This is a genomic window from Mesorhizobium sp. P160187 (assembly GCF_057766425.1).
The window spans coordinates 50,444-73,704 of sequence record NZ_JBYMDX010000005.1 but is presented as its reverse complement, the minus strand read 5'-3'; the positions used below and the strand labels follow the sequence as shown (position 1 = coordinate 73,704).

The window sequence follows — 23,261 nt, the reverse complement described above, 5'->3', positions numbered from 1 at the left end:
GGTCAGCCGAACCAGGTGGGGAAAGCGTGGCGGACGTGGCCGGTGGCGTCGACCCCGAAGATCACACGATAACGGTCGAGGCAGGTGCAGGGGTGCGAGATGCCGAATTCGATGACGTCGCCGACGGCGATGTCGTCGCTAGGCGCAATCGACAGGAAGGCATGCTGGTCGTTGAGCTTGACCACCTCGGCGCGCGCGATGGGCGTCGGCGACGGCTTCCCGGCGCGGAAGACCGTGAGCAGCGTTGGAAATCCCTGGTCGAACGACACGTCGCGCATCCCCATGCCGCAGATGACGAGGCCGGGCTCAGGCCGCGACAGCACTTCGGCCCACAGGCGTAGCGCAGGGCGAAAGGAATGCCGCGCCGAAGCGCTGATGCCGCCTATGGCAAAACCCTTGCGGGCATCGAGGGCGCCGAGCGAACGGTCATAGGTGCCGTGGTCGTGGAAGAAGATGGCGCCACTGCGCAGCACCAGCGTTGCGTTGCCGTCGCTGGAAACGAGGGGTGCAAGCGCCGCGACCGCCTGGTCGAAGAAGGCGGAGCCGCCGGCTGTGACGATCAGCGGTGCGTCGCCGCCGACGCGGGCACGCAGCCGCAGGAACATGTCGGCGGTCATTGCCAGCAGGCCGGATATCACCTCATCGGTGCGACCGGGCTCGGGTTGCGCCGCCGCCCCTTCATAGGTCGTAACGCCGGCGATCAGCAGCCGCCCGCCGGCAGCCGTGATCGCATCGGCGATGGCCTCGGCTTGCGCGGTGGTGCGGGCGCCCGCCCTGCCCGCACCAAGTTCGACCAGCACATGCAAAGGCGGCAGTGCCGCATTGGCGCGCCAAGCCTCGGCAAGCGCGTTCACGGCGTCGACCGAGTCGGCAAAGACATAGAGCTCGGCATCCGGCCAGGCACCAGCAAGCACGGCCAGCCGGTTGGCGCCGCCGGCTCCGCCAACCTCATTGGCGATGATCAGCCGTGTCAAGCCGGCCTTCAGCATCACTGTCGCTTGCCTGATGTCGGCGACCGTCGTGCCCCATGCGCCGGCCTCGACCAGCGACCGGGCAAGGTCGGGCGCCATCGGCGTCTTGGCATGCGGAGCGATCTCAACATTGTGTTCGCGCGCATAGCGCAGGAACAGGTCGCGATTGGCGGAGAAGGCCGCCTCGTGGAGGGTCAGCACCGGAAGCGCCATGCGTCCATCGGCGGGATGCCAATGCTCGGCCGCGACAAGGCTGCTGTCAAGCCCGGTTGTGCCGGGAGGCACGCCGCGGATGCGGTCGTCGAGCTGAAAATTTTCGTGCACCGAAAGGGCTGGAACCGGTGAGTTTTCAGTCATCCGATGCTAACCCTTTCACCGTCGCAGAACGAAGCCAGAATCGATCGCCGGTCACAGCCTGAGAGAGATACGTGCCAGAACCTTACGCCGGACCGATCATCGACGCCCATCATCATCTTTGGGATCTCAGCCTGGGACGGCATCCCTGGCTCGACGCCATGGCCGGCGAGCGCGGCGGCCTCGGCGAGCTTGGCCCCTTGCGGCGGAACTATCTGCCCGGGGATTATGCGCGCGATGCCATAGGGCATAATGTCGTCGCCACCGTCCATGTCGAAGCCGGCTGGGCGAGTGGCGACTGCATCGGAGAAACGCGCTGGCTTGAAACACTCGACAAATCGCGCGGCGTCGCCGCCCGCTATGTCGTTCACGTGCCGCTCGCCGGTCGCCAGACGCCTGCGCTGATCGAAGCGCAAGCCGCGTTCGAGCGTGTCGCCGGCGTGCGCGACATATTGAGCTGGGATCCCGACCCTGCCCGGCGTTTTGCGACCCGTGACGGCATCATGGACGATCCGGCCTGGCGCGCCGGGCTTGCCTTGCTTGGCCAGCATCGGCTGGCCTTCGACCTGATGGTGTTTCCGCGCCAGCTCGCCGGCGCGGCTCGCCTTGCGGCTGCCTTCCCCGATCAGCAATTCGTGCTCAACCATTGCGGCAGTCCGATCGACCGCGACGCCGACGGCATGCAGAGATGGCGCGACGGGCTGCGGCTTCTGTCGCAATGCGACAACGTCGCCATCAAAATATCGGATCTGGTCGCCTACGATCATGACTGGACGCTCGACAGCCTGAAGCCCGTCGTCCTGCATTGCATCGATTGTTTCGGCACCGGTCGCGCCATGTTCGGCAGCGACTTTCCGGTCGCCGGCCTGCATGCCTCGTTCGATGACATATATGACGGCTTCAAAACCATCACAGCGGACTTTTCCGCCGACGAGCAGACGGCGCTGTTCTTCGGCAACGCAAGGCGCATCTATCGGCTCGACGATGTGTCATCGGCGCGCCTGCTCCCGGCCTGAGAGCAGCAGCAGGCCGAGGATCAGCGAGCCGAACAGGATGCTGCGCCAGCCGGGCGATGCGTTGACGACGGTGATCAGCGCGGTGATGGTGACCAGCAGGATGGCGCCGGGGATGGTGCCGGCATAGGTGCCAAGCCCGCCGAGGATCGAGGTGCCTCCGAGGACCACAGCGGCAATCGAGGCGAGCAGATAGGGATCGCCGATGCCGACATAGCCCTGTCCGTTCATGCCCAACACGAGCACGCCGGCAAGTCCCGAGCAGAAGCCGCTGATGCCGTAGACCGCAAGCGTCGTGGACGTGACCGGAACACCGGACAGCGCCGCGGCAAGCGGGTTGGCGCCCATGGCGAAGATGCGGGCGCCGAGCGATGTCGCATGCATCGTGGTCAGCACGATCGCCGACACGACCACCCACAACAATACGCCAGCGGGAATGCCGGCCGGCCGGCCATTGCCGAGCCAGTGGACCAGCGGGTTCTCGGCGGTCACGGCGCTGCCGCCGGCGATGATGATCAACAGACCCTGCAAGAATGTCGCCATGGCCAATGTCATGATCATCGGGTGGACGCGCAGCAAAGCGACGCCGAGCCCGTTGACCAGGCCGATTGCCGTGGTCAGCACCAGAACGGCAAGAATGGAGGTGATGCCGGTCGGATCCACCTGCCACGACAGCAGCGGCAGGCTGACGGCGCTGACCGTGACGATGGCCGCGACGGAAAGGTCGATGCCGCCGGCGATCACCACAAAAGTCTGGCCCGCGGCAACCAGGCCGATGACGGCGCCGAGCTCCACCAGATAGCGCAGATGGCCATAAGCGCCGAAGCCGCGCGAAACGAAGCTCGCCACGATCCAGACCGCGGCAACGATGGCAACGGTGAGAAACGGCCGGCTGCGCAGGACCGTCAGGGCGCGTTTGCCGCCCGCGCTGTCATTCCATGCTGTCATTGCTGTGCCTTGCGGAATTGCGGGATGGCGACCGCGCCGATGATGATCAGGCCCTGGGCCACATATTGTGCGACCGGCGTGAAGCCGAGGAAGAACATGACGCTGATCATCAGGCTGAGCAGCAGGCTGCCGGCAAGCGCGCCGCGCATCGTGCCCTGGCCGCCGAGGAAGCCGATGCCGCCGAGCACCGCAGCGGCAATCGAGTTCAGGGTAAAGGCGGCGCCGATGACCGGGTCGCCCGAACCGGTCTGTGCGGCGACGAACAAGCCGGCGCCAGTGGAGAGCAGACCGCTGATCGCATAGGCCGCAATGCGCGCGCCGTCGACCGGCACGCCGGAGCGATAGGCGCCGACCGGATTCTCGCCGGCGGCATAGAGGCTCAAGCCAAGCGGCGTGGCGAGATAGAGCTTCCACAGGAGAATGATGACCACCAGCAGCACGAATGCCGCCGGTGTGTTGCCGGCAAGCAGGTCGGACAGCCACGCCGGGATTGCGCCGCCGGGCCGCGGCAGGATCAGCAGTGCGGCGCCGCCGATGATGAACGACCCGGCAAGCGTCACCACGATCGCCGGCAGGCGAAGCCGTACCACGATGAAGCCGGTCGCCGCCCCGATGCCGAGGCCCGTCAGCGCCACTGCGGCAGTGCCCCCGGCGACGCCCAGCGGCCCGGCCATCGTCGTCGCGGCGATGACCGCGCCCAAGCTGACCGTCGCGCCGATGGCCAGGCTGATGCCGCCGGTGAGCATCAGGATGGCCTGCGCCATCGCGACCAGAGCCAATGGAAACCAGCTCTGCGTGAATTTGGCGAAGCCGGACGCCGTGAACAGACCCGGAAAGAGGACGCCATAGGCGATGAGAAACACCAGGACGACGGCAAACAGGCTGCGCACGCCGACATTGCGACGCAGTTGCACCGGCCAGTAGAGCGCGCCGGTCTGCCGGGCGGAGGAAGATGTGTTCATGCCGCAACCTTCCGCTGTTCGGCGCCCATCGCCGCGGAGACGATGGCTTCCTCGCTCAGCGCTCCACGCGCCAGCATGGCGACGATGCGGCCTTCGCGGACGATGGCTACACGGTCGCAAAGGTGCACCAGTTCGGGCGTGTCGGAACTGAGCAGCACGACCGCCTTGCCGGCGGCGGCGAAATTGCGAAGCATCATGTAGATCTCACGTTTTGTTTCGACGTCGACGCCGCGCGTCGGATCGTTGAGCAGAAGCACCAGCGGGTCGTGCGGCATCCATTTCGCCAGCGCCACCTTCTGCTGGTTGCCGCCCGATAGAGCCTGCGCCGCCCGGCCGAGGTGACCCTTGATGCCGAGTTGGGCGGCAAGGCTTTTGGCCGTCTCGCGCTCTGCGCGGCGGCTGCGCAGCTTCAGCGCCGGCAGCCTGGCAAAGGCGGGCAGCATCATGTTGGTGATGATGGGATGGATCAGGTGCAGGCCCTCGCGCTTGCGATCCGCGGGCACATAGGCCAGCCCCAGCGCGTTGGCTTTCGGCACGCCGCCGGGCAGGCCGGAGGCGCCGTTGACGGTCGCCGACGCCGTCCGTGCCGGAATGGCGCCGTAGAGACCGAGCAGCAGATCTTCCTGCCCTTGCCCGACCAGGCCGCCAATGCCAAGCACTTCGCCCGTTTTGATATCAAGATCGACGTCGCGCATCAGGCCGGCCGAAAGATTTCGGACAGAGATAGCGTCGGCAGGCAAACTGGAAGGCTGCCATTGCGGAAAAAGATCACCGGGATCGCGGCCGACCATCAGCCGAACCAACCCGGCGGCGTCGGTGCCTTCCAGGGTGCGGTCGGCCGTGCAGGTGCCGTCCTTCAGAACGGTGACGTGCTGGCACAGCGCCATGACTTCGTTCAGTCGGTGCGAGATGTAGAGAATGGCGATGCCTTCGCCGCGCAACCGCTGCAGCAGATCGGTGAGAATTTTGGTTTCGGTTGCCGATAGCGACGATGTCGGTTCGTCGAGAATGAGCACGCGCGGCCGGCGGTAGAGCGCCTTGGCGATCTCCACCATTTGGCGGCGGCCGAGCGACAGATGCCCGACCGGCGTCGACAGCGGCTCGTGCAGCCCGACAAGTTCGCATGCGGTCCTCGCCCGCGCAGCGAGTTCGCGGTAGTCAATCAGGCCGAACCGTTTGGGATAGGCGCCGAGACCAATATTTTCGGCGATGGAAAGACTGGCCGTCAGGCTGAGTTCCTGCTGGACGACGGCGATGCCGGCCTGCCGCGCAACAGCCGGCGTCATGCGTGAGACCGCGCGTCCATCGACCTCGATCGTCCCGCTATCCGGTCTCAAGGCGCCGGACAAAAGGTTGATCAAGGTCGACTTTCCGGCGCCGTTCTCGCCGAGCAGCGCATGCACGCGGCCCGGCTGGAGAGCGATTGAAACGTCGCGCAGGACGGGGTTGCCGAAGAAAGACTTCGACACACCCCGCGCCGCGAGCAGCGGAGCCATGGTTGTCAACGCTACACCCTTCAGGCTTATTTCTGAGCCAGCAGCTTCTTGAACAGCTCCTCATCGTAAGGAGAAAAGATGTAGCCGTCAGCCGGGAAGTCCTTGGCCCGGGCGAGGTATTCGTCGATGTTGGAATTGTCGATTACCGGCAGCGGAATCTTGACGAAAGCCGGCACATCCTTGCCTTCCAGCGCCTGGACGGCAGTGTAGGTGGCGAAGGCGCCGAGCCAGTTCGGCTGCATCGTCGCCCAGCTCTTCAAGCCCTTTTCTTTCCAGAGTTCCAAAAACTGCCGGGCGTTCTCACCGGTGATCGGCACCTGTTCACGGCCCTGCTTGTCGAGGGCCAGCACGGCGCCTGCCGACAGAGCGCCGCCGAGCGACAGGATGCCGTCGATCTCGGGGTTGGCGAAGAGCAGGCTGGTGACGGCTTCCTGTGCCGGCGCGACGTTGTAGGGCGTGTTGGTCTCGGCAAGCACCGTCACGTCGGGATGGGCCTTGAGCTCAGCGTCGGCGCCTTTGCGCCTGTCATCGCTGACCGAAACCCCGGCGGGGCCATTGAGGATCAGGATCTTGCCCTTGCCGCCGATGGCGTCGATCAGGAACTTGGCGGCCTGGTCGCCCCATTGCGAAGAATCGGTGTTGACCTTGGCGGTGACCTTGTCGGTATCGACGAGGCTGTCGAAGTTGATGATGGCGATGCCCTTGGCGCAGGCGTCGGCCAGAACGCGTGCCGGTGCGGTCGACGAACCGGCGATCAGGATGATGGCGTCGACATCGGAATCGATCATCGACTGGATCTGCTGGATCTGGACGTTGGCATCGCCCTGAGCGTCGGTGACGACGAGCTTGTCGACCAGTCCCTGCTTTTTCAGGGTCTCGACTTCGGCTTCGATCGTGCCTTGGGTCTGCTTCATCCAGGTCGGCACGGAATAGATGTTGGCCCAGCCGATCGTGTACGGCGCCTTGCGGTCGCCCTTGATGCAGTTGGCGGCGGCATTGGCTGCCGAGCCGGCGCCAAAGCTCAGCACGAGACCGAGGCAAAGCGCGCTGGCGGATGCGAAAAACGGTGATTTCATCATGACTGTTCCCTTCAGAGGTTGTGGCCTCGACGTGCAGAACAAGGGCGAGGAAACCCGTCGGTCCCGGATCTTGGAAACCGTGTGTCGCCTCGGGATTTGTCTGCGTCAGGCTCGTTAGTTTGTCTGGTATTTCAGACAATGTGTCTGTATATCGGACAAATTGGATGCTAGACCGAGCCTTGACATCTTTCAAGCGCCTTGAGACGAGAACCGAAATGATTTTGGCGGATGGTCATGAGCGACGGCACTAACGATGCGATCGGGAAGGAAGCCGGCGCGGAGCCGCGCAACGGCGAACGACGACGCGGCATTGACCGCGTCATCATGCTGCTCGAGGCGTTGCTGCGGCACCGCGCGCCAATGCGCGTCGGCGACATCGCCAAAATGATCGGCGCGCCGCGTTCGACCACCTACGAGATCGTCAACAGCCTGCTCGACGCCGAAATGCTCGAAAACGTCGGCGGTGAAGGTTACGTCTATTTCGGACGCGCCATGCATCTGTTCGGCTGGGCCTACTCACATCACAATGCCCATTACCGTCGCATCATCGAGACCTTGGATAAGTTGGCCGCCGAGACAGGCGAGACGGTCCAGCTATGCGGCCTGCGTGGCAACAAATACGTCGTTCTTGACTGCCGAGATTCCCCAGGCCCGTTCCGGATCTCAAGCGATGTTGGGGTTGAGGTGCCGATCCCATGGACGGCATCCGGACGGCTGCTCCTCGGCCATATGAACGAGCAAGAGTTGAGGGATTTCATCCCATCTGGCGACTACAGGCTTCCCGACGGCCGCATCATTGCACCAGCCGAATTCTTTGCCGATGTTGCCTTGGCCCACCGGCAGGGTTTCAGCGAGACCACAGCCTTGGCCGACCGTTTCACCTGGTGCATGGCGGCCCCCATCCGTGACGGCCACGGCGCCATCAAAAGGACCTTGTGTTTGGTGTTACCCGTCGACACGCCGGAGCCACGGCGCGACGAACTGCTTGCGTTGCTGCGCGAGCGCGCCCGTGGACTGTCTCTGGCGGGAGGCTGACGATCAGCCGTCGTGCACTCAGGTTGAAGCCTCTTAAAGGCACATGGATTCCGCTCTTCCCCATTGGTTCCATTTAGGTTCCGGACCTTAGTCCCATAGTCGGTGGATAAGGTCCGAACCAGGGAACACGCAACCGGAAGCCACATTAGGAGAAGACCGTCGATCAAAGTCCCTTCATCGCCGGTTGAGGATCCCGCCGCTCTTACTGTCGAGAGCGCGGCGGGATCCTTACGCGCGGAGCGAGCACATGAGATTTGTCGAGATTTTCACAGATGTGCTTACGGCCCTGCTTCTCGCTTTATTCGTGTGCGGGATATTCGCTGTTTTCGGAGGCCATCTGGTTCCTCCACGCTACGCAAAGATGGTGTTGCTGCCGGACCTCGATAAGATGACGACTGCATCATCTACACCCAGCTTGCCCGATTCCATCGACTTGCAAGTTCAAAAGCGCCCAGAGGTGCAAAGGTCTACCGGCGTGACACAGCGCGCAGTCGGTCTGGAGCCGCCAGTGCCATCCAGCAAGCGGTAAGAATCAGCGGAGGTTTTGTGGCTCCCCAGCTATCAGAGAGCGCCGGCGATTATTGACAGACCCGGCTCTTGAAATTGGCTGAAATCGCCCTCCACATTTCCGCATCTGTTTGAATTGTGTTTATCAACTAGCGCGAACGCTATGGCGAAGCAGGTTGAGCTGGCGGCGTTCCTGGCTGATCCCCGCCAGTGCTTGATCGCGGCGTGGGATCCTTGTCGAGCTTGGGATTCCGGTCCACCGGTTCGCCATTCACATCGTCGGCCTTGGAGTTTGCAGGGTCCGTTTGGCCAGGATTTGGGCTGTAAGTATCTGGCGATGGAACCCGGCTGTTTTGCTGTGTCGCCGGTGTCTTAGCCTGCTCGCCATAGATTTCAGCGATCCCCCAGGCAACGAGCGCCAAGACAAGGCCTGCCAAGAGCACGCCAAGGACCGGTCGCCCCAAGCCACCCTGCCTGGCCCGCTTTTCCGGAATGTTTCTGCTCATGATCGCAACCTTGGGCTAAGAGGAGTGGCCCGCGCTCCAGGAGCGAAGACGCGGGCAGTCAAGAGCTCCGGATGTTGGCCATGTGGCGAACAGGGAACTCGCTGCACATACCGAACTCGCTGGCGCTGTTGATGTTCCCACGGAATCCAAACAGCGCGCCGCCGGGAGCCGGACTGGCAATTTGGGTTGGAGTGGCTGGAACGAGCCAGCTCAAGGTCAACGAGCGGCGGTGTGCGTAAGCGGGCATTGCGAGCCAGACTGGAACTTTGCCGAATCTGCCGCGTTGCCGACCATGGCCGACTACAACGAGACCACCAATCCGGTGCTGACCGGTTGCATGGCCCGCGTTGCCACCAGGGACATCTGTTTGAAGGCTATCTGAATTTGCTCCTCGTTGTTGGCGATTCCGCCCGATGGAACATCCTGATCCGCTCGCGGTTGGGGAAGCCCGGGCCAGCGGCAGGAGCATCATCATGAACGTCGAACGTAACCCGGCCGAAGACAGAGGCGATATTCAGTCTGGGGTGACAGAGGACAAGACGCCGGGATTCGACCCGGCGGCGGCGCCTATGGAAACCGATGCCGAAGCGGCAGACACCGGCGCCGTGCCGGTTCCCGCAGCGACGGGCACGCCGGCTTTCGCTAATCAAGCAAGCTTCGCCAATGCAATGCGGCGGCCGGACGACGAGCGCGCTCCGGCCCCGAGTAAAAACGGCCCGGTGCTGGCCATTGTCGCGCTTGTCGTCGTTGCCGCCGTCGTGTTCGTTGTCGCCGCGATGCTGGCGCGATAGCAGATCCTGCGCTTGCGCCAAACCTCTGCCCTGCGAAGCGATCAGGGATGCGGTCGTGGCAGCAGGCGATCAGCGGCTGGAAAAACAAGCTGCAGGTTGCAGCGGCGCATGGAACGCCGGCCGGCACCCTGGCCGAGCAGCATTGCGGCATGGCCGAACCCGGCTCGGCCCAAGGGTTGAGGCCGGATGCTCGTTCGAAGCGGGAACATTTCACATCAAGCCAAGTTCGGGCTTGCAGAGCTTGTCGTCAAGGAACAGCACATGCAGGCCCTCACATGGCACGGCAAAGGCGACATACGCTGCGATCAGGTGGCCGATCCGACGATCCAGGATGAACGCGACATCGCTGCAGAAAGTTCACAACAGCGATATCGACCCGTCATTCGTGATCACCCATCCGGCTGGCCTCGAGGCCGGGCCCGAGCTTTACAAAACCTTCCGCGACAAGGAGGACGGCTGCATCAAAGTGGTGATGCGCCCGCACGGCTGACCGTTCTATCCAATGGCCCGACTTTGTTGTCCGGCCGTCTGCATGCTGAAAAGGCGAGAGTTGAAAATGGCCAAGGATAAACCCGCATCGACAAACCCGGCCGCCACACCCCCGGTCAGGTCGCCTGACGCCGCCGGCCTGCCACATCCCCGTCGCGATGCTGAAGACAGCGATTCCGGCGCCAAGCCGACGGCACCCAAGACCGCTGGCGCCCAGCAAGCGTCCAGATCGCCGCTCGACAGCCGTATTGCAAATCGCAATGCCGGCCGTCCTCGTCAGGCAGGCACGACGCCTCGGCCGACCGACGAACCGCTGGAGTAAGATGAAACCTAAGCTGCGGCGCGGGTATCCGCACCGCGGTGTGTGTGCGCAGTCAGGGTCTTCCTGCCCTGCCGAAAGGGCCATACAGGTGTCTTGATCTCTCGTGGATCGTCGGGATCGGCAATCAATACTTTAGCGGGAAATTCGATGGTACCGTTGGCTGGGATCGAACCAGCGACCTCCGGATCCACAATCCGGCGCTCTAACCATCTGAGCTACAACGGCACGTTCGCCTGAGCCAGATCGTGGTGAAAATTCATTCTCCGAGATCCGCTCTGTCGTTCGGCGATGCGTCCAATACGGTCTATCAGAGACTAATTCAAGGCCTTTGATAAGGCAAAGCCGGTTCCGCCAACAGGCGCCGGTTTCTTCGGCAAAAGAAAAAGGCCGGCGGGAGGAGGTGCCGGCCTTTTCCTGTTACGAGCCAGCGGGAGGAGGTGCTGGCTGGTCACCCCGGAGAGCAGAGGGAGGAGGTTCCACTCGCCGGGTATTCATTTGGACAACTCTATCGCACACCTATTTGTCTGACGAAATGCGACGTTTTGATGCATCGCAGAGTTGTGCGCAATTATTAGGCGGCCTTGATGTCCTTCAGGGCCTTCTCGAAAGCGGTCTTGACCGGCTTGGAGACGTCTTCGGCAGCCTTCGAAGCAACAGCCTGGAAGTCCTTGGCCTGCTCGACCGTGGTCTCGACGCGCTTGCGCAGGAAGGCGGTCTGCAGTTCGACCACTTCCGACAGCGACTTGGCGCCGATGAGGGCCTCGAGATGCGAGAAGCCGGCTTCGGCATTGGCGCGCAGAGCGGCGATGGTCTTGAGCGACAGGTCGCTGGAAACGGTCTTGGCAGTCTCGAAGGTCGATTCCAGGACTTTCTGGGTCTCTTCGGCGCCGGTCTTCAGCTTGGAGTAGGCTTCCTTCGACTGCTCGACGCCCTTTTCGGCGAAAGCGCGGATCTGGTCGGTTGCCTTGGAAGCGTCGAAGCTCGGGAATTCGACGCTTTCGATGGTCTCAGCGGTCTTGGCCTTGGTCATTTTCCATCCTTTCGGGGTAGCGGCTTTGACAAAAAGCCGTCTCGTTCATGTATGATGGCAATATAGCGGTTTTTTTGTGCGATGCAATATGTTTGTTGCAGTGCACCATAAATTTCTTCCCATGCGTCACCCAAGAGGTTATCCAGGGACATTCCGAGAGGCTGTTAACCAAGTGGCCAGAGATTCCACCTGCTTCCCGCCATGGCTTGTGGACCTTCGCCGCGCGGGCTTTTATTAACAAAGCGTTAACTGCAAATTGCCCGCCTTGTAGGTTCGCCAAGAGGGGTTCGCCAAGAGGTTTCACCGAAAGGGTCCGCCAAGCGCATGCCTTCCGAGAACTACTCTTTCCTCGATGTCACCGTGCTTGATGCGGTTCGCCAGCGCTTCGCCGCCGGCGACGCGATCGCGATTCTGTCGGCCGACCTCGAACAGGTGATCTGGGCCAACGGCCCGGGCGCTGCGGTGTTCGGCTATCCCGATATCGAGGCCATCATCGGCGCCTCGGCTCAGCTGCCGCTGATCGCCAGGCGCCAGATCATGGCGACCGCGGGCTTCCCGCAGATCGGCAGCGACCGCGCCATTACGGTACGGCTGGCGACCGGCATCACCAGCCGCGCCGTCGGCTTCCTGGCCAGTGCGGTGACTATGCCGGACGGCGAAAGCGCCATTATGCTGGTGGTGCCGGCAGCGCAGGCCGGCTCGCGCAGTGCTGCCGACATTGCGGCCCGCGCCATCAGCGGCTTTACCGAAGACGGCCATTTCATCGCCTTTGTCGACGCCGCCGGCACTGTCGAGGCGGCTTCGGATGGCTTTGGCGCGCTCGCCATCCGGCCTGAGACGCTGGCCGCGCTTGTCGCCGACGTGGCGAGCCAGGACGACCGCATCGTCAAGCGGCTGGTCCCCGGCGGCGCCACGTCCTATCCGGCCGGCTTCGCGCGCCTGACCGAGTCCAGGCATCTGCTGGTGGTCATCGACGAGGATCAGCTCGGCGAGGAAAATCCTGTCGGCGAGCTGGATGCCGAACCTGCTGCAGCGCAGGTCGACGATGGCCCGGCGCAAGCCGCCGCGGAGAACGCGGTAACGGTGGATGCGGTGGCTGACCACCCCACCGCAAGCGGGAATCAGGGCGCTCCACTCGCGGCCGCGCCTGATGTCGGGGAGACAGGTCCGGCTGCCACCGAGCATGATGCTTCGGCGTCAACCGATACAAAGGCGGACCATCGCGAGCAGACGACCGGCCGCGAGCAGGCGGCGAATGACAGCGCGCCGGCGCAACATGATCATTGGTACTTCCATGCCGGTGAAGAGCCGCAGGCGGGCGAGCCGGACAGCCCGGCGCAGGCCGAGCCGGACTCTGTTTCCCCGGCCGAGAGTGCGCAGTTGGACAGCAGTGCCGCTGCGCCCGCCCTGCCGTCTGACGCAGCCCCACCGGCTACGCCTCCCGCCAAACGTGAGGTCGACCGCTCGGCGCCGCCGCTGCGCTTCGTCTGGCGCACCGACGCCGACGGCAAGTTCAGCGCGCTGTCGCCGGAATTCGGCGACATTGTTGGCAAAGCCGCCGCCGACGTGATCGGGCGCCGCTTCAAGGACGTCGCGACAACTTTCGGCCTCGACGCCTCGGGCGAGATCGCGGGCCTGCTTGAACGGCGCGACACCTGGTCGGGCCGCTCGGTACTGTGGCCGGTTGCCGGCTCCGACCTGAAGATACCGGTCGATCTGGCAGCACTGCCTGTCTATGGCCGCAGCCGCGCCTTCGAAGGTTTTCGTGGTTTCGGCGTCGCCCGCGCCGGCGATGCGGTGGTCGATCCGGAAGCAATCGGCATGGCGCTGGTCCCCAATGGCGCGCCACCGGCAGCAGCCGAGCCGGCCCCGGAACAGCCCGTGGCGGAAGCTCCCAAGGCGGCCGATCCGTTCGAGGGCGAAGTGCCGGCACTGACCATCGTGCCGAAGCAGGAACGTCGTTTTGCCGACAAGGTCATCCGGCTGGCCGAGCATCGGCAGCCCGCCAACGACAAGCAGCCGACAAGCGAGAGGGGCCTGTCGACGCTGGAGCGCAGCGCTTTCCGCGAAATCGGCGAGCGGCTGAAGAAGGACAATCCCCCGCCGGAGCAGCCGGAGACTGCCAAGCAGGCCGAACCGGCCAATCCGGATCAGGTAACGCCAGACCAGGCCAAGGCAGATGAGCCCAAGCCGGATCATGTCGAGGCGGACCAGCCTGAAACAGCCGCGCCAGCCCGACAACCCGCCGAGGTCTCGAGTCCGGACGAAGCCGGTCCGGCTGCCGTGGCTGAACCATCGGCAGCCGCACCCGAAAGCGAAACGGCTGTGGCCGAACCGCCGGAAAGCGATGCCGAGGACGAAAAGGACCTGACGCGGCTTGACGGCGAGCAGCCGGACGACGGCCTTGCGGACAGCGAAGCAGGCGAGGCGAAGGCGCCGACAGTGTCGCGCTCCCTGCTCGACTATGCCGATCCCGAACCAGGCTCCGTCACCGAAGACAGTACGGAAGCAACGTCGTCCAACGACGAACTTGCGCCGGCTTCCGAACCGGATGATACGCAAGCCCAAGAGATCGTCGAGGCCGCAGAGCCACAGCCGGTTGTTGCCGAGACGCCGGCCAATGCCGGTGAAGACGACAGCATGACGTCGGCCGACTTCCGCGATGCCGAGGACAATGAGGATTGGGCGCCGTCCGACGAGGCGACCGATTCCGCCGTGGAAGACGGGGACAAGGCCGGCGATGCGGACACAGTGCCGGCAGAACCACAGCGCCTGAAAGTGCCGCCGCTCAAGCTTGAGGGGTTCATGCCTTCGGCATTCTCGGCCGGAGATGAACACAAGGCCCCTGACACGTCGATCCTCGGCAAGCTGCCGGTGCCGCTGCTCATCCATTCGGGCGACGAGCTTCATTACGCCAATGAGGAATTCCTCGGCCTGACCGGCTATGACACGCTTGAGGACCTGAGCGACGCCGGCGGGCTCGACGCGCTGTTTGCCGATCCCTATTCAGAAATGGCCGGCGAAAGCGACCACACACTCAAACTGAAGACGCGCGAGGGCCAGGAATTTCCGATCGAAGCCATTTTGCGTTCGGTGCCGTGGCGCGCCGGCAAGGCGCTGATGCTGGTGGTGCGACGTACCGGCGACAACGAGCCGCCGATGGTTGCGCATCTCGCAGCCGACGAGCAGACGCAGCCCGATGTCTCCGAACTCAAAGCGCGCATTGCCGAGATGCGCACCATCATCGACACCGCGACCGATGGTGTGGTGTTGATCGGCCGCGACGGCGACATCCGCTCGATCAGCCGGCCGGCCGAGGCGCTGTTCGGCTTCGACAGCGACGACGTCACCGGTAAACCGTTCGCCTCCCTGTTTGCCATCGAAAGCCAGCGCGCGGCGCGCGACTATCTGAACGGCCTGTCCGAGCCCGGCGTGGCGAGTGTGATGAACGATGGCCGCGAGGTGATCGGGCGCGAGGCGCAAGGGCGCTTCATCCCGCTGTTCATGACCATCGGCAGGCTGCCCAATGACAGCGGCTTCTGCGCCGTGGTGCGCGACATCACGCAGTGGAAGCGGGCCGAAGAGGATCTGACCCAGGCGCGCGCGGTGGCCGAGCGCGCCTCCTCGCAGAAGACCGATTTCCTCGCCCGCATCAGCCACGAGATCCGCACGCCGCTCAACGCCATTATCGGCTTTTCCGAGCTGATGGTGGACGAGAAGTTCGGCCCGGTAGCCAATGACCGCTACCGCGACTATCTCAGAGACATCAACCGCTCGGGCAACCATGTGCTCGATCTCGTCAATGACCTCCTCGACATTTCGAAGATCGAGGCCGGCCAGCAGGAAATGGACTACGAGGCGGTGTCGCTCAACGATACGCTGGCCGAGACGGTGGCGATGATGCAGCCGCAGGCCAACCGCGAGCGTGTCATCATTCGCTCCAGCTTCGCCTCGCGACTGCCGGAAGTCGTCGCCGACCTCAGAAGCGTGCGCCAGATCGCGCTCAACATCCTGTCCAACGCCATTCGGTATACGCAAGCCGGCGGACAGGTGATCGTGTCGACCGCCTATGAAACCTCCGGCGACGTTGTCATGCGGGTGCGCGATACCGGCATTGGCATGAGCCATGCCGAGATCGAGCAGGCGCTGAAGCCGTTCAAGCAGATCAATGCGCTGAAGCGCGGGCGTGGCGACGGCACCGGTCTCGGCCTGCCGCTGACCAAGGCGATGGTGGAAGCCAACCGCGCCCGCTTCACCATCACCTCGACGCCGGGCGAAGGGACGCTGGTCGAGGTCGCCTTCCCGTCGACGCGGGTGCTGGCCGAATAGGGCCGGCCATTCCCGGGCGAGAATCCCGGACAAAGAAAAGGCGTCCAACAGGACGCCTTAAATGGGATTTGCTGTCACAACGGGGGCTTGAGCGAATCTGATCCTCAGGGGACGAGGAACGGGATTTCTCCCTCAAGTTACGTGCGACTATCGACGCCGGGCCTTAACAACTCCTTACCGGCCGTCCAAAAAATTTACGAATGTGTACCACTCATGAAATCTAGGTAAATTCGACCGACATATCTGGTTAACCATCCCGGCTGCGTCACTCAGCCAGCTGCGGCAGGTTCCTGAACAGCTCCAGCGCCTCTGGATTGGCCAACGCTTCCTTGTTCTTGATGGCGCGGCCATGCACCACGTCGCGCACTGCAAGCTCGGTGATCTTGCCCGATTTGGTGCGCGGAATGTCGCTGACGGCGACGATCCTTGCCGGCACGTGGCGCGGGCTGGCGCCGCTGCGGATCTTGGAACGAATGCGCTTTTCCAGATCCTCGTCCAGCGTCACGCCGGCGGCCAGCCGCACGAACAGCACGACGCGCACGTCATTGTCGAAATCCTGGCCGATGCACAGCGCCTCAAGGATTTCCGGCATCTGTTCGACCTGATTGTAGATCTCCGCCGTGCCGATGCGCACACCGCCCGGATTGAGCGTCGCGTCGGAACGGCCGTGGATGATCATGCCGCCATGCGCGGTCCATTCGGCGAAGTCGCCGTGGCACCAAACATTGTCGAAGCGCTCGAAATAGGCGGCCTGGTATTTCTTGCCGTCAGGATCGTTCCAGAAGCCGATCGGCATCGACGGGAACGCTTTTGTGCAGACCAGCTCACCCTTTTGCTCGCGGATCGGCTTGCCGTCATCGTCCCATACATCGACGGCAAGGCCGAGGCCGGGACCCTGGATCTCGCCGGTCCAGACCGGTTGCGTCGGTACGCCGAGCACGAAACAGGAGACGATGTCGGTGCCGCCGGAAACCGAGGCGAGATGTACGTCCTTCTTGATGCCGTCATAGACGAAGCGGAAATCCTCCGGCGACAACGGTGAGCCGGTGGAGGAAATAGCCCGCACACTCGACAGATCATGGCTGCGGATCGGCTTGAGCCCGGCCTTGCGTACGGAATCGATGAATTTGGCCGAGGTGCCGAAAAAGGTCATCTTCTCGGCATCTGCGAAGCTGAACAGCACATTGCCGTCGGGGTGGAAGGGCGAGCCGTCATAGAGCAGCAGCGTGGCGCCCGAGGCCAGGCCCGACACCAGCCAGTTCCACATCATCCAGCCGCAGGTGGTGAAGTAGAAGAAGCGGTCGCCTTCGATGAGTCCGGCATGCAGCCGGTGTTCCTTGACATGCTGGACCAGCGTGCCGCCGGCCGAATGGACGATGCATTTGGGAATGCCAGTGGTACCTGACGAGAACAGGATGTAGAGCGGATGCGCGAACGGCAGCCGCTCGAACGTGACCGCTTTGGCGGTAAAGGGTAACACCGCCTCTTCGAGCGCCACGGCCTTGTCGATGATCGCTGCGATATCGCGCGAGGTACCGAGATAGTCGACGATCAGGACCTTGCGGACGGTTTCGAGCTTCGCCGCAACGGCAGCGATCTTGTCGGCTACCTCGATTGCCTTGCCGTTGTACCAATAGCCGTCCGGCGCAATGAATATGACCGGCTCGATCTGGCCGAAACGGTCGAGCACGCCCTGCTCGCCGAAATCGGGGGAACAGGACGACCAGACCGCGCCGATCGAGGCGGCCCCCAGCATGGCGGCGACGGTTTCCGGCATGTTGGGCATCATCGCCGCGATGCGGTCGCCCTTTTTTACCTTGAGCGACAGGAAAAGCTGCTGAAAGCGCGAAGTCAGCTGGTGCAGTTCGTTCCACGACAGCCGCCGCTCGATCTTGCCCTCGCCGCGAAAGACGATCGCGTCACCGGAACCGGTCTTCTTCAGCAGGTTCTCGGCGAAGTTCAGCGTCGCATCGGGAAAGAACGATGCGCCGGGCATCTTGTCGCCATCGACGAGCACCGTCCCATCGGTCCCTTTGTCGCCGACAATGCCGCAAAAGTCCCACAGCAGGCTCCAGAAGCCTTCGCGATCCTCGACCGACCAGCGGTGCAGTTCGGCGTAGGAGGTGAAGGATGTGCCGCTTTTGGCCGCTGCTGCCTTCATGAACGCGGTCAGTGGTGCTGCGTCGATCTGCTCTTGCGTCGGAGTCCAGAGCGGTGCTTCGGCAGCCATGATCGATCCTCCTTGAAGCCGGTCGGCGTCGCAAGATAGATATGCTTTTGTTTTGATGCACGTCGTTGTCCCGGAACCGCTGCACTCTTCCGGGCGACATGCACTAGCCTCAGCTTTACAGGCGCCGCTGTCCCAAAAACGCCGCGCCTCGTAACAGGCTGAAGCTGCATCGCTTATGCCTACCACCGTGCGGCAGAGCAAGATTTTGTTCCGCTAAACTCGGCCATATGTGCGCAATTGCCATCGCCGGGCCATAAAGACTTGAAATGCCTCAGCCCTAAGTCGTAGTGACGGCTGGAAGGCGTGGTGACGACTGGCGGTTACACCCGTCAGGCGTTTATCGGAATGAAAGCAACCGGGGCAATATGCCATCACCTTTGATCCGGCGCGGAATATGGGCGATCGGCGTTGCCGTGCTCGTCATCGCGCTGGTCGTCGCCGCTCTGCCGCTGTTTGCCTCGACCCGGATCGTGCGCGATCGCATCGCCTGGGAGATGAGCGCGTGGAGCGGTTTCAGGGTCACCATCGCCGGTTCGCCGCGCATCGAGGTGTGGCCGAAGTTCCGCGCCATATTGAGCGACGTCACGCTGTCCCAGTGGACCGAGACCGACGCGCCGCCGGTGATCGAGGCCGAACGGGTCGAGGTCGACCTGTCGGCCATGGCGGCGCTGCAGGGCGATGTGGTGTTTTCGACGGCGCGGCTGGTGCGGCCGACGATCCGGGTCCAGCGCGCCGCAAACGGCATATTCCTGCCCGCCATACCAACGGGCGGACGCATCACCCGCTCCATCGACACGGCGCGCGGCGTGGTCAACGCCGATCCGACGAAGCCGGATCTGAGCAAGCTGCCCGCCGATCCGTTCGGCACCGTGGAATTCAGGGACGGCCGCATGGTCGCCTCCGTCGGCGGCAAGGACGTCGAATTGCTGACCAGCCTGTCCGGCCAGGCGAGCTGGGCAGCGATGAACAGCAACGCGACCTTGTCGGCGACCGGAATCTGGCGCGGCGAGAGCGTCACCGTCGATGCCGCCTCGCCCAAGCCGCTGGTGCTGTTTGCCGGCGGCGCCGCACCGGTCACGTTTTCGTTCAAGGCAGCGCCGGCCAGCTTCTCGTTCGACGGCACGGCCAGCATGTCGCAAAACGCCTATTTCGATGGCCAGGCGAAATTCGCCGCGCCCTCGCTGCGGCGCGTGCTGGAATGGTCGCAGGCCGGCATTGCCCCTGGTACGGCGATCGGTTCGGTCTCGATTTCGAGCAAGATCACGGCGACCGCCGGCCGCGTCAAATTCGAAAACACCGCGGTGACGCTCGACAGCAACCCGGGAATGGGGGCGCTGGATTTTTCGTTCGGCGACGCCTTGCCGGTGATATCAGGCACACTCGCCTTCGATACGCTCGACCTCAGGTCGCTGTTTTCGGCCTTCACGCCGCTGGCGCCGACCGGCGAGACCGGTCCCGGCGAAATCGACACCAGCTTCGCCGACCGGATCAATCTCGATCTGAGGCTGTCAGCGGCACATGCCTCGGCCGGCGCAATCCAGCTTGCCGACGTCGCCGCCACGGCGCAGGTGAAGAACGGGCTTGCCGTCTTCGATATCTCCGATGCGTCGGCCTTTGGCGGCAACGTGCAGAGCAGCCTGCGTTTCGACCGCAAACCGGAGGGCTCGCAGGTCGAGATCCGGCTGCTCGCCTCCGACATTGACGGCGCCGCTTTCGGCACCGCGGCCGGAATGACGCGGCTGGTGCCGGCCAGCACCGGCACTGTCTCGGTCATTCTCAAAGGGCCGGGCAAATCCTGGGACTCGATCTTCGAGAACGCCGACGGCTCGGTCTCTGCGACGTTCGGGCCGGGCGCGCTGAGCGGGCTCAATTTGCCGGCATTTCTGAAGCACACGGAACAGGGCGGCTTCTTCGCGCTCGACGACGTCTCGGACGGGACACTGCCGATGGACGGCGCCGAGCTCAAGGCCACCATCTCGAAGGGTGTGGCAAGGCTGGACAAGGCCGAGGCCAATTCGGCGAAATACAAGGTCTGGCTGTCCGGCATCGCCTCTTACGGCGGACGCGGGCTGGCGCTTTCGGGGGGTGTCACCCAGGCCGACCCGGCAGCGGCACCGGTCAATGGCCAGCAGGGATCCAACCAGTCGTCATTCTTCGTCGGCGGCACCTGGAGCACGCCGTTCATCTCGCCGATCAGCCGCGGCGTCTCAGGCGAATAGGCGGACCCTTACCGGGACCGCCCTATCCCTCGTTTGACGCAATCAACCGCGCTGCGCGGCCTGTTCGTCGAGCTGGCGCTGCACCTCACGCCGCTTGTTGGCGACCGAAGCGATGATGACGCCTACCGCCACGACGGCGATCAGGATGGTGCAGGCGGCGTTGATTTCCGGCGTCACGCCGAGACGCACCTGGCTGTAGATCTTCATCGGCAGCGTGGTGGCGCCAGGCCCCGAGGTGAAGGAGGCGATCACCAGATCGTCAAGCGACAAGGTGAAGGCCAGCATCCAGCCGGAGACGATGGCCGGCATGATCACCGGCAGCGTGATCTGAAAGAAGGTCTTTACCGGCGTTGCGCCGAGGTCCAAGGCAGCTTCTTCCAGCGAACGATCGAACGACACCAGGCGCGACTGCACGACGACAGCCACGAAGCACATGGTCAAGGTGATGTGAGCAAGCGTCACGGTCAGGAAGCCACGGTCGAGACCGACGGCAACGAACAGCAGCAACAGCGACAGGCCGGTGATGACTTCCGGCATGACCAGCGGCGCAAACACCATGCCGGAAAACAGGATGCGGCCGCGGAAGCGGGTGTAGCGGGTCAAGGTCAGTGCCGCCAGCGTGCCGAGCACGGTTGCCACAGTGGCGGAGATGACAGCCACACGCGCGGTCACCCAGGTGGCGTCCATCAGCCCCTGATTGTGGAACAGCGAGGCATACCATTTGGTCGAGAAGCCGCCCCAGACGGTGACCAGCTTCGACTCGTTGAAGGAGAAGATGACGAGCAGCACGATGGGCAGATAGAGGAAGGCAAAGCCCAGCACGACCGAGGTGACGTTGAAGCGGCTCCAGCTGGTGTTCATTTGTCTTGCTCCTGGGCGCGCGCCTGGGCTCGCTGGAATAGCATGATCGGCACGATCAGCAGCAATAGCAGGATCACCGCCACCGCCGATGATACTGGCCAGTCGCGGTTGCTGTTGAATTCGTTCCAGAGCGTCTTGCCGATCATCAGCGTCTGCGATCCGCCGAGCAGGTCGGGAATGACGAACTCGCCGACCGCGGGAATGAACACCAACAGGCAGCCGGCAATGACACCGGGCAGCGACAGCGGGAAGGTGATTTTCCAGAAGGCTGATGTCGGCGGGCAGCCGAGATCCTTGGCCGCCTCGATCAGCGAATAATCCATTTTTTCCAGCGAGGAATAGAGCGGCAGCACCATGAATGGCAGGTAGGAATAGACGATGCCGATGAAGATCGCATAGTAGGTGTTGAGAATGATCAAGCGTTCGTCGATGATGCCGGTGGCGAGCAGCAGCTGGTTGAGCAGGCCTTCAGGTTTGAGGATGCCAATCCAGGCGTAGACGCGGATCAGGAACGACGTCCAGAACGGCAGGATCACCAGCATCATCAAGGTCGGGCGGATCGTTGCCGGCGCACGCGCCATGCCATAGGCGATCGGGTAGCCGACGAGCAGCGTAAGGACCGTCGATATCGCGGCGATGATAACGCTGGTCACATAGGCTTTGAAGTAAAGCGCGTCCTGCGCCAGCAAGGTATAATTGTCGAAGTTGAGTTCGCGGAAGCCGGCGAAGAAACCGGACATGCCGTCCCTGAAATCGAGCACGGGCGTGTAGGGAGGCATGGCGATCGCCGTCTGCGACAGCGAGATCTTGAAAACGATGATGAACGGGATGAGGAAGAAGAACAGCAGCCAAAGATAGGGCACGATGATGACGAGCCGGCTGACGAAGCCGGCGCCGAGCCGTGTCAGAAACGGTTTGGCCGCTGTCGATGGGCCGGTGCCGGTGATGGCGATGTTGGACATGCCCGCCCCCTACCGCGTCAGCACGACGCCGGCATCCGGCCGGAAGGAGACCCAGGCGCGGTCGTTCCAGGTCAGCGGGTCCTCGGTGACTCGCGCCGCGTTGAGCGCGCTTGCCCTGATGATCTGCCCGTCATCCAGCCGGATGTGGTAGACGGTCATGTCGCCGAGATAGGCAACGTCGTAGACCTCGCCCTCAAGCGCATTGACTGCGTCGGCCGGTTTCTTCGACGACACCTTGATCTTCTCCGGCCTGATGGCGAAGACGATGTCGGAACCGGCCTTTGTATCGGTGCTGTTTTCGACGACGATCTGGGCCCCTGTCGCGCCGGTAATGCGCGTGGTGTTTGCCGCACGCTCGGCGACCTTGCCTTCGAACATGTTCACATTGCCGACGAAGTGGGCAACGAAGCGTGAGCTCGGCGCCTCATAGACTTCCGCCGGCGTCGCCACCTGCATCACCTCGCCCTTGTCGATGATGGCGATGCGGTCGGCCATGGTCATCGCCTCTTCCTGGTCGTGGGTGACGACGACGAAGGTAAGGCCGAGATTTTGCTGCAGGTCCATCAGCTCGAACTGCGTTTCCTCGCGCAGCTTCTTGTCGAGCGCGCCGAGCGGCTCATCGAGCAGCAAGACTTTTGGCCGCTTGGCAACCGAGCGGGCGAGCGCGACGCGCTGGCGCTGGCCGCCCGACAATTGGTGCGGCTTGCGCTTGGCGAACTGCTCTAGCTTCACCAGCTTCAGCATCTCGGCGACGCGCTTTTCGATATCCGGTCCCGGCATGCCTTCCTGCTTGAGGCCGAAGGCAATGTTCTTTTCCACGCTCATATGCGGGAACAGCGCATAGGACTGGAACATCATGTTGACCGGGCGGCGGTAGGGCGGGATGCCGCGCAAGTCCTGGCCGTCGAGAAGGATACGGCCGGCGGTGGGCTCCTCGAAGCCGGCAAGCATCCGCAGCAACGTCGACTTTCCGCAGCCCGACGCGCCGAGCAGGGCGAAGAACTCGCGCTCGAAAATGGTCAGCGACAGATTGTTGACGGCGGTGAAGTCACCGAACTTCTTGGTGACGTTCTCGAATTGGATATATGGCTTGGCGTTCGGGTCGTTCCATGGCGCGAAATCCCTGCGGATGCTGCCAAGCGATTTCATGTCCCACT

At 63.4% G+C, this 23,261-nt stretch carries 16 protein-coding genes, 1 tRNA gene and 2 pseudogenes; 8 read left to right on the top strand and 11 right to left on the bottom strand.

The genetic code is table 11. The features are described 5' to 3' along the window. Positions 1-2: 2 nt before the first annotated feature. Positions 3-1,328 carry an alanine racemase gene (locus tag AC3CCE_RS25100; protein WP_352626316.1) on the bottom strand — a complete coding sequence of 442 codons (1,326 nt, stop codon included), beginning with the start codon at positions 1,326-1,328 and terminating at the stop codon, positions 3-5. Between the two features lie 71 nt (positions 1,329-1,399). Here AC3CCE_RS25100 and AC3CCE_RS25095 point away from each other — a divergent pair, with 71 nt between their 5' ends. Then, complete coding sequence (locus tag AC3CCE_RS25095) at positions 1,400-2,341, top strand: amidohydrolase family protein (RefSeq protein WP_023710145.1); 942 nt, start codon at positions 1,400-1,402, stop codon at positions 2,339-2,341. Here the strand turns inward: AC3CCE_RS25095 and AC3CCE_RS25090 are convergent. Genes AC3CCE_RS25090 through AC3CCE_RS25075 form a run of 4 tightly spaced genes read right to left on the bottom strand, consistent with a single transcriptional unit; the run spans position 2,315 to position 6,823 of the window. Then, on the bottom strand, positions 2,315-3,286 hold the full coding sequence (locus AC3CCE_RS25090; protein WP_023723358.1) for an ABC transporter permease: 972 nt from the start codon (positions 3,284-3,286) through the stop codon (positions 2,315-2,317). The genes AC3CCE_RS25095 and AC3CCE_RS25090 overlap by 27 nt on opposite strands. Next, positions 3,283-4,248, bottom strand: coding sequence for an ABC transporter permease (locus AC3CCE_RS25085; protein WP_023710147.1), 966 nt, complete (start codon positions 4,246-4,248; stop codon positions 3,283-3,285). The genes AC3CCE_RS25090 and AC3CCE_RS25085 overlap by 4 nt, the downstream gene beginning before the upstream one ends. Next, positions 4,245-5,744, bottom strand: a complete 1,500-nt coding sequence (locus AC3CCE_RS25080) for a sugar ABC transporter ATP-binding protein (RefSeq protein ID WP_023723359.1) — start codon at positions 5,742-5,744, stop codon at positions 4,245-4,247. Before AC3CCE_RS25080 ends, AC3CCE_RS25085 begins: the two co-directional genes overlap by 4 nt. A gap of 26 nt (positions 5,745-5,770) precedes the next feature. Then, positions 5,771-6,823 (bottom strand): ABC transporter substrate-binding protein, encoded by a 1,053-nt coding sequence (locus AC3CCE_RS25075; protein WP_023723360.1) that lies wholly within the window; start codon positions 6,821-6,823, stop codon positions 5,771-5,773. Between the two features lie 228 nt (positions 6,824-7,051). Here AC3CCE_RS25075 and AC3CCE_RS25070 point away from each other — a divergent pair, with 228 nt between their 5' ends. The 5 genes and pseudogenes from AC3CCE_RS25070 to AC3CCE_RS25050 form a co-directional block, all read left to right on the top strand. Continuing rightward, entirely contained in the window at positions 7,052-7,858 is an 807-nt protein-coding gene (locus AC3CCE_RS25070; RefSeq protein WP_023723361.1) for an IclR family transcriptional regulator, read from the top strand. A 1,095-nt stretch (positions 7,859-8,953) separates the two neighbouring features. Continuing rightward, the gene (locus AC3CCE_RS25065; RefSeq protein ID WP_156939228.1) at positions 8,954-9,253 is read left to right on the top strand and encodes a hypothetical protein; all 300 of its coding nucleotides are present in this window, start codon (positions 8,954-8,956) and stop codon (positions 9,251-9,253) included. Between the two features lie 91 nt (positions 9,254-9,344). Next, the gene (locus AC3CCE_RS25060) at positions 9,345-9,662 is read left to right on the top strand and encodes a hypothetical protein (RefSeq protein ID WP_031208350.1); all 318 of its coding nucleotides are present in this window, start codon (positions 9,345-9,347) and stop codon (positions 9,660-9,662) included. 68 nt (positions 9,663-9,730) lie between these two features. After that, positions 9,731-9,835: pseudogene (locus AC3CCE_RS25055) on the top strand (SDR family NAD(P)-dependent oxidoreductase); the annotation flags it as partial. Positions 9,836-10,029: 194 nt separating this feature from the next. Then, positions 10,030-10,152 (top strand): annotated as a pseudogene (locus tag AC3CCE_RS25050) (glutathione-dependent formaldehyde dehydrogenase); the annotation flags it as partial. Between the two features lie 469 nt (positions 10,153-10,621). Here the strand turns inward: AC3CCE_RS25050 and AC3CCE_RS25045 are convergent. Then, positions 10,622-10,698 (bottom strand) — tRNA-His (locus AC3CCE_RS25045). A 346-nt stretch (positions 10,699-11,044) separates the two neighbouring features. Then, complete coding sequence (locus AC3CCE_RS25040; RefSeq protein ID WP_023834051.1) at positions 11,045-11,503, bottom strand: phasin; 459 nt, start codon at positions 11,501-11,503, stop codon at positions 11,045-11,047. A gap of 324 nt (positions 11,504-11,827) precedes the next feature. On the opposite strand from AC3CCE_RS25040, the gene AC3CCE_RS25035 reads away from it, so the two are divergent. Next, positions 11,828-15,832, top strand: a complete 4,005-nt coding sequence (locus AC3CCE_RS25035) for a PAS domain S-box protein (RefSeq protein WP_023834052.1) — start codon at positions 11,828-11,830, stop codon at positions 15,830-15,832. Between the two features lie 265 nt (positions 15,833-16,097). Here AC3CCE_RS25035 and AC3CCE_RS25030 read toward each other — a convergent pair whose 3' ends face one another. Then, on the bottom strand, positions 16,098-18,062 hold the full coding sequence (locus AC3CCE_RS25030; protein WP_352626315.1) for an acetoacetate--CoA ligase: 1,965 nt from the start codon (positions 18,060-18,062) through the stop codon (positions 16,098-16,100). 365 nt (positions 18,063-18,427) lie between these two features. On the opposite strand from AC3CCE_RS25030, the gene AC3CCE_RS25025 reads away from it, so the two are divergent. Continuing rightward, the gene (locus AC3CCE_RS25025; RefSeq protein WP_352626314.1) at positions 18,428-20,281 is read left to right on the top strand and encodes an AsmA family protein; all 1,854 of its coding nucleotides are present in this window, start codon (positions 18,428-18,430) and stop codon (positions 20,279-20,281) included. A 42-nt stretch (positions 20,282-20,323) separates the two neighbouring features. Here the strand turns inward: AC3CCE_RS25025 and AC3CCE_RS25020 are convergent, their stop codons facing one another. The 3 genes from AC3CCE_RS25020 to AC3CCE_RS25010 are packed head-to-tail and all read right to left on the bottom strand — an operon-like array spanning position 20,324 to position 23,253. Beyond that, a complete protein-coding gene (locus AC3CCE_RS25020; protein ID WP_352513149.1) occupies positions 20,324-21,142 on the bottom strand; it encodes an ABC transporter permease in 819 nt (272 codons plus the stop codon). Continuing rightward, positions 21,139-22,104 carry an ABC transporter permease subunit gene (locus AC3CCE_RS25015; protein ID WP_352513151.1) on the bottom strand — a complete coding sequence of 322 codons (966 nt, stop codon included), beginning with the start codon at positions 22,102-22,104 and terminating at the stop codon, positions 21,139-21,141. Before AC3CCE_RS25015 ends, AC3CCE_RS25020 begins: the two co-directional genes overlap by 4 nt. A 9-nt stretch (positions 22,105-22,113) precedes the next feature. Then, the gene (locus AC3CCE_RS25010; protein ID WP_023697298.1) at positions 22,114-23,253 is read right to left on the bottom strand and encodes an ABC transporter ATP-binding protein; all 1,140 of its coding nucleotides are present in this window, start codon (positions 23,251-23,253) and stop codon (positions 22,114-22,116) included. Between the last annotated feature and the right edge of the window lie 8 nt (positions 23,254-23,261).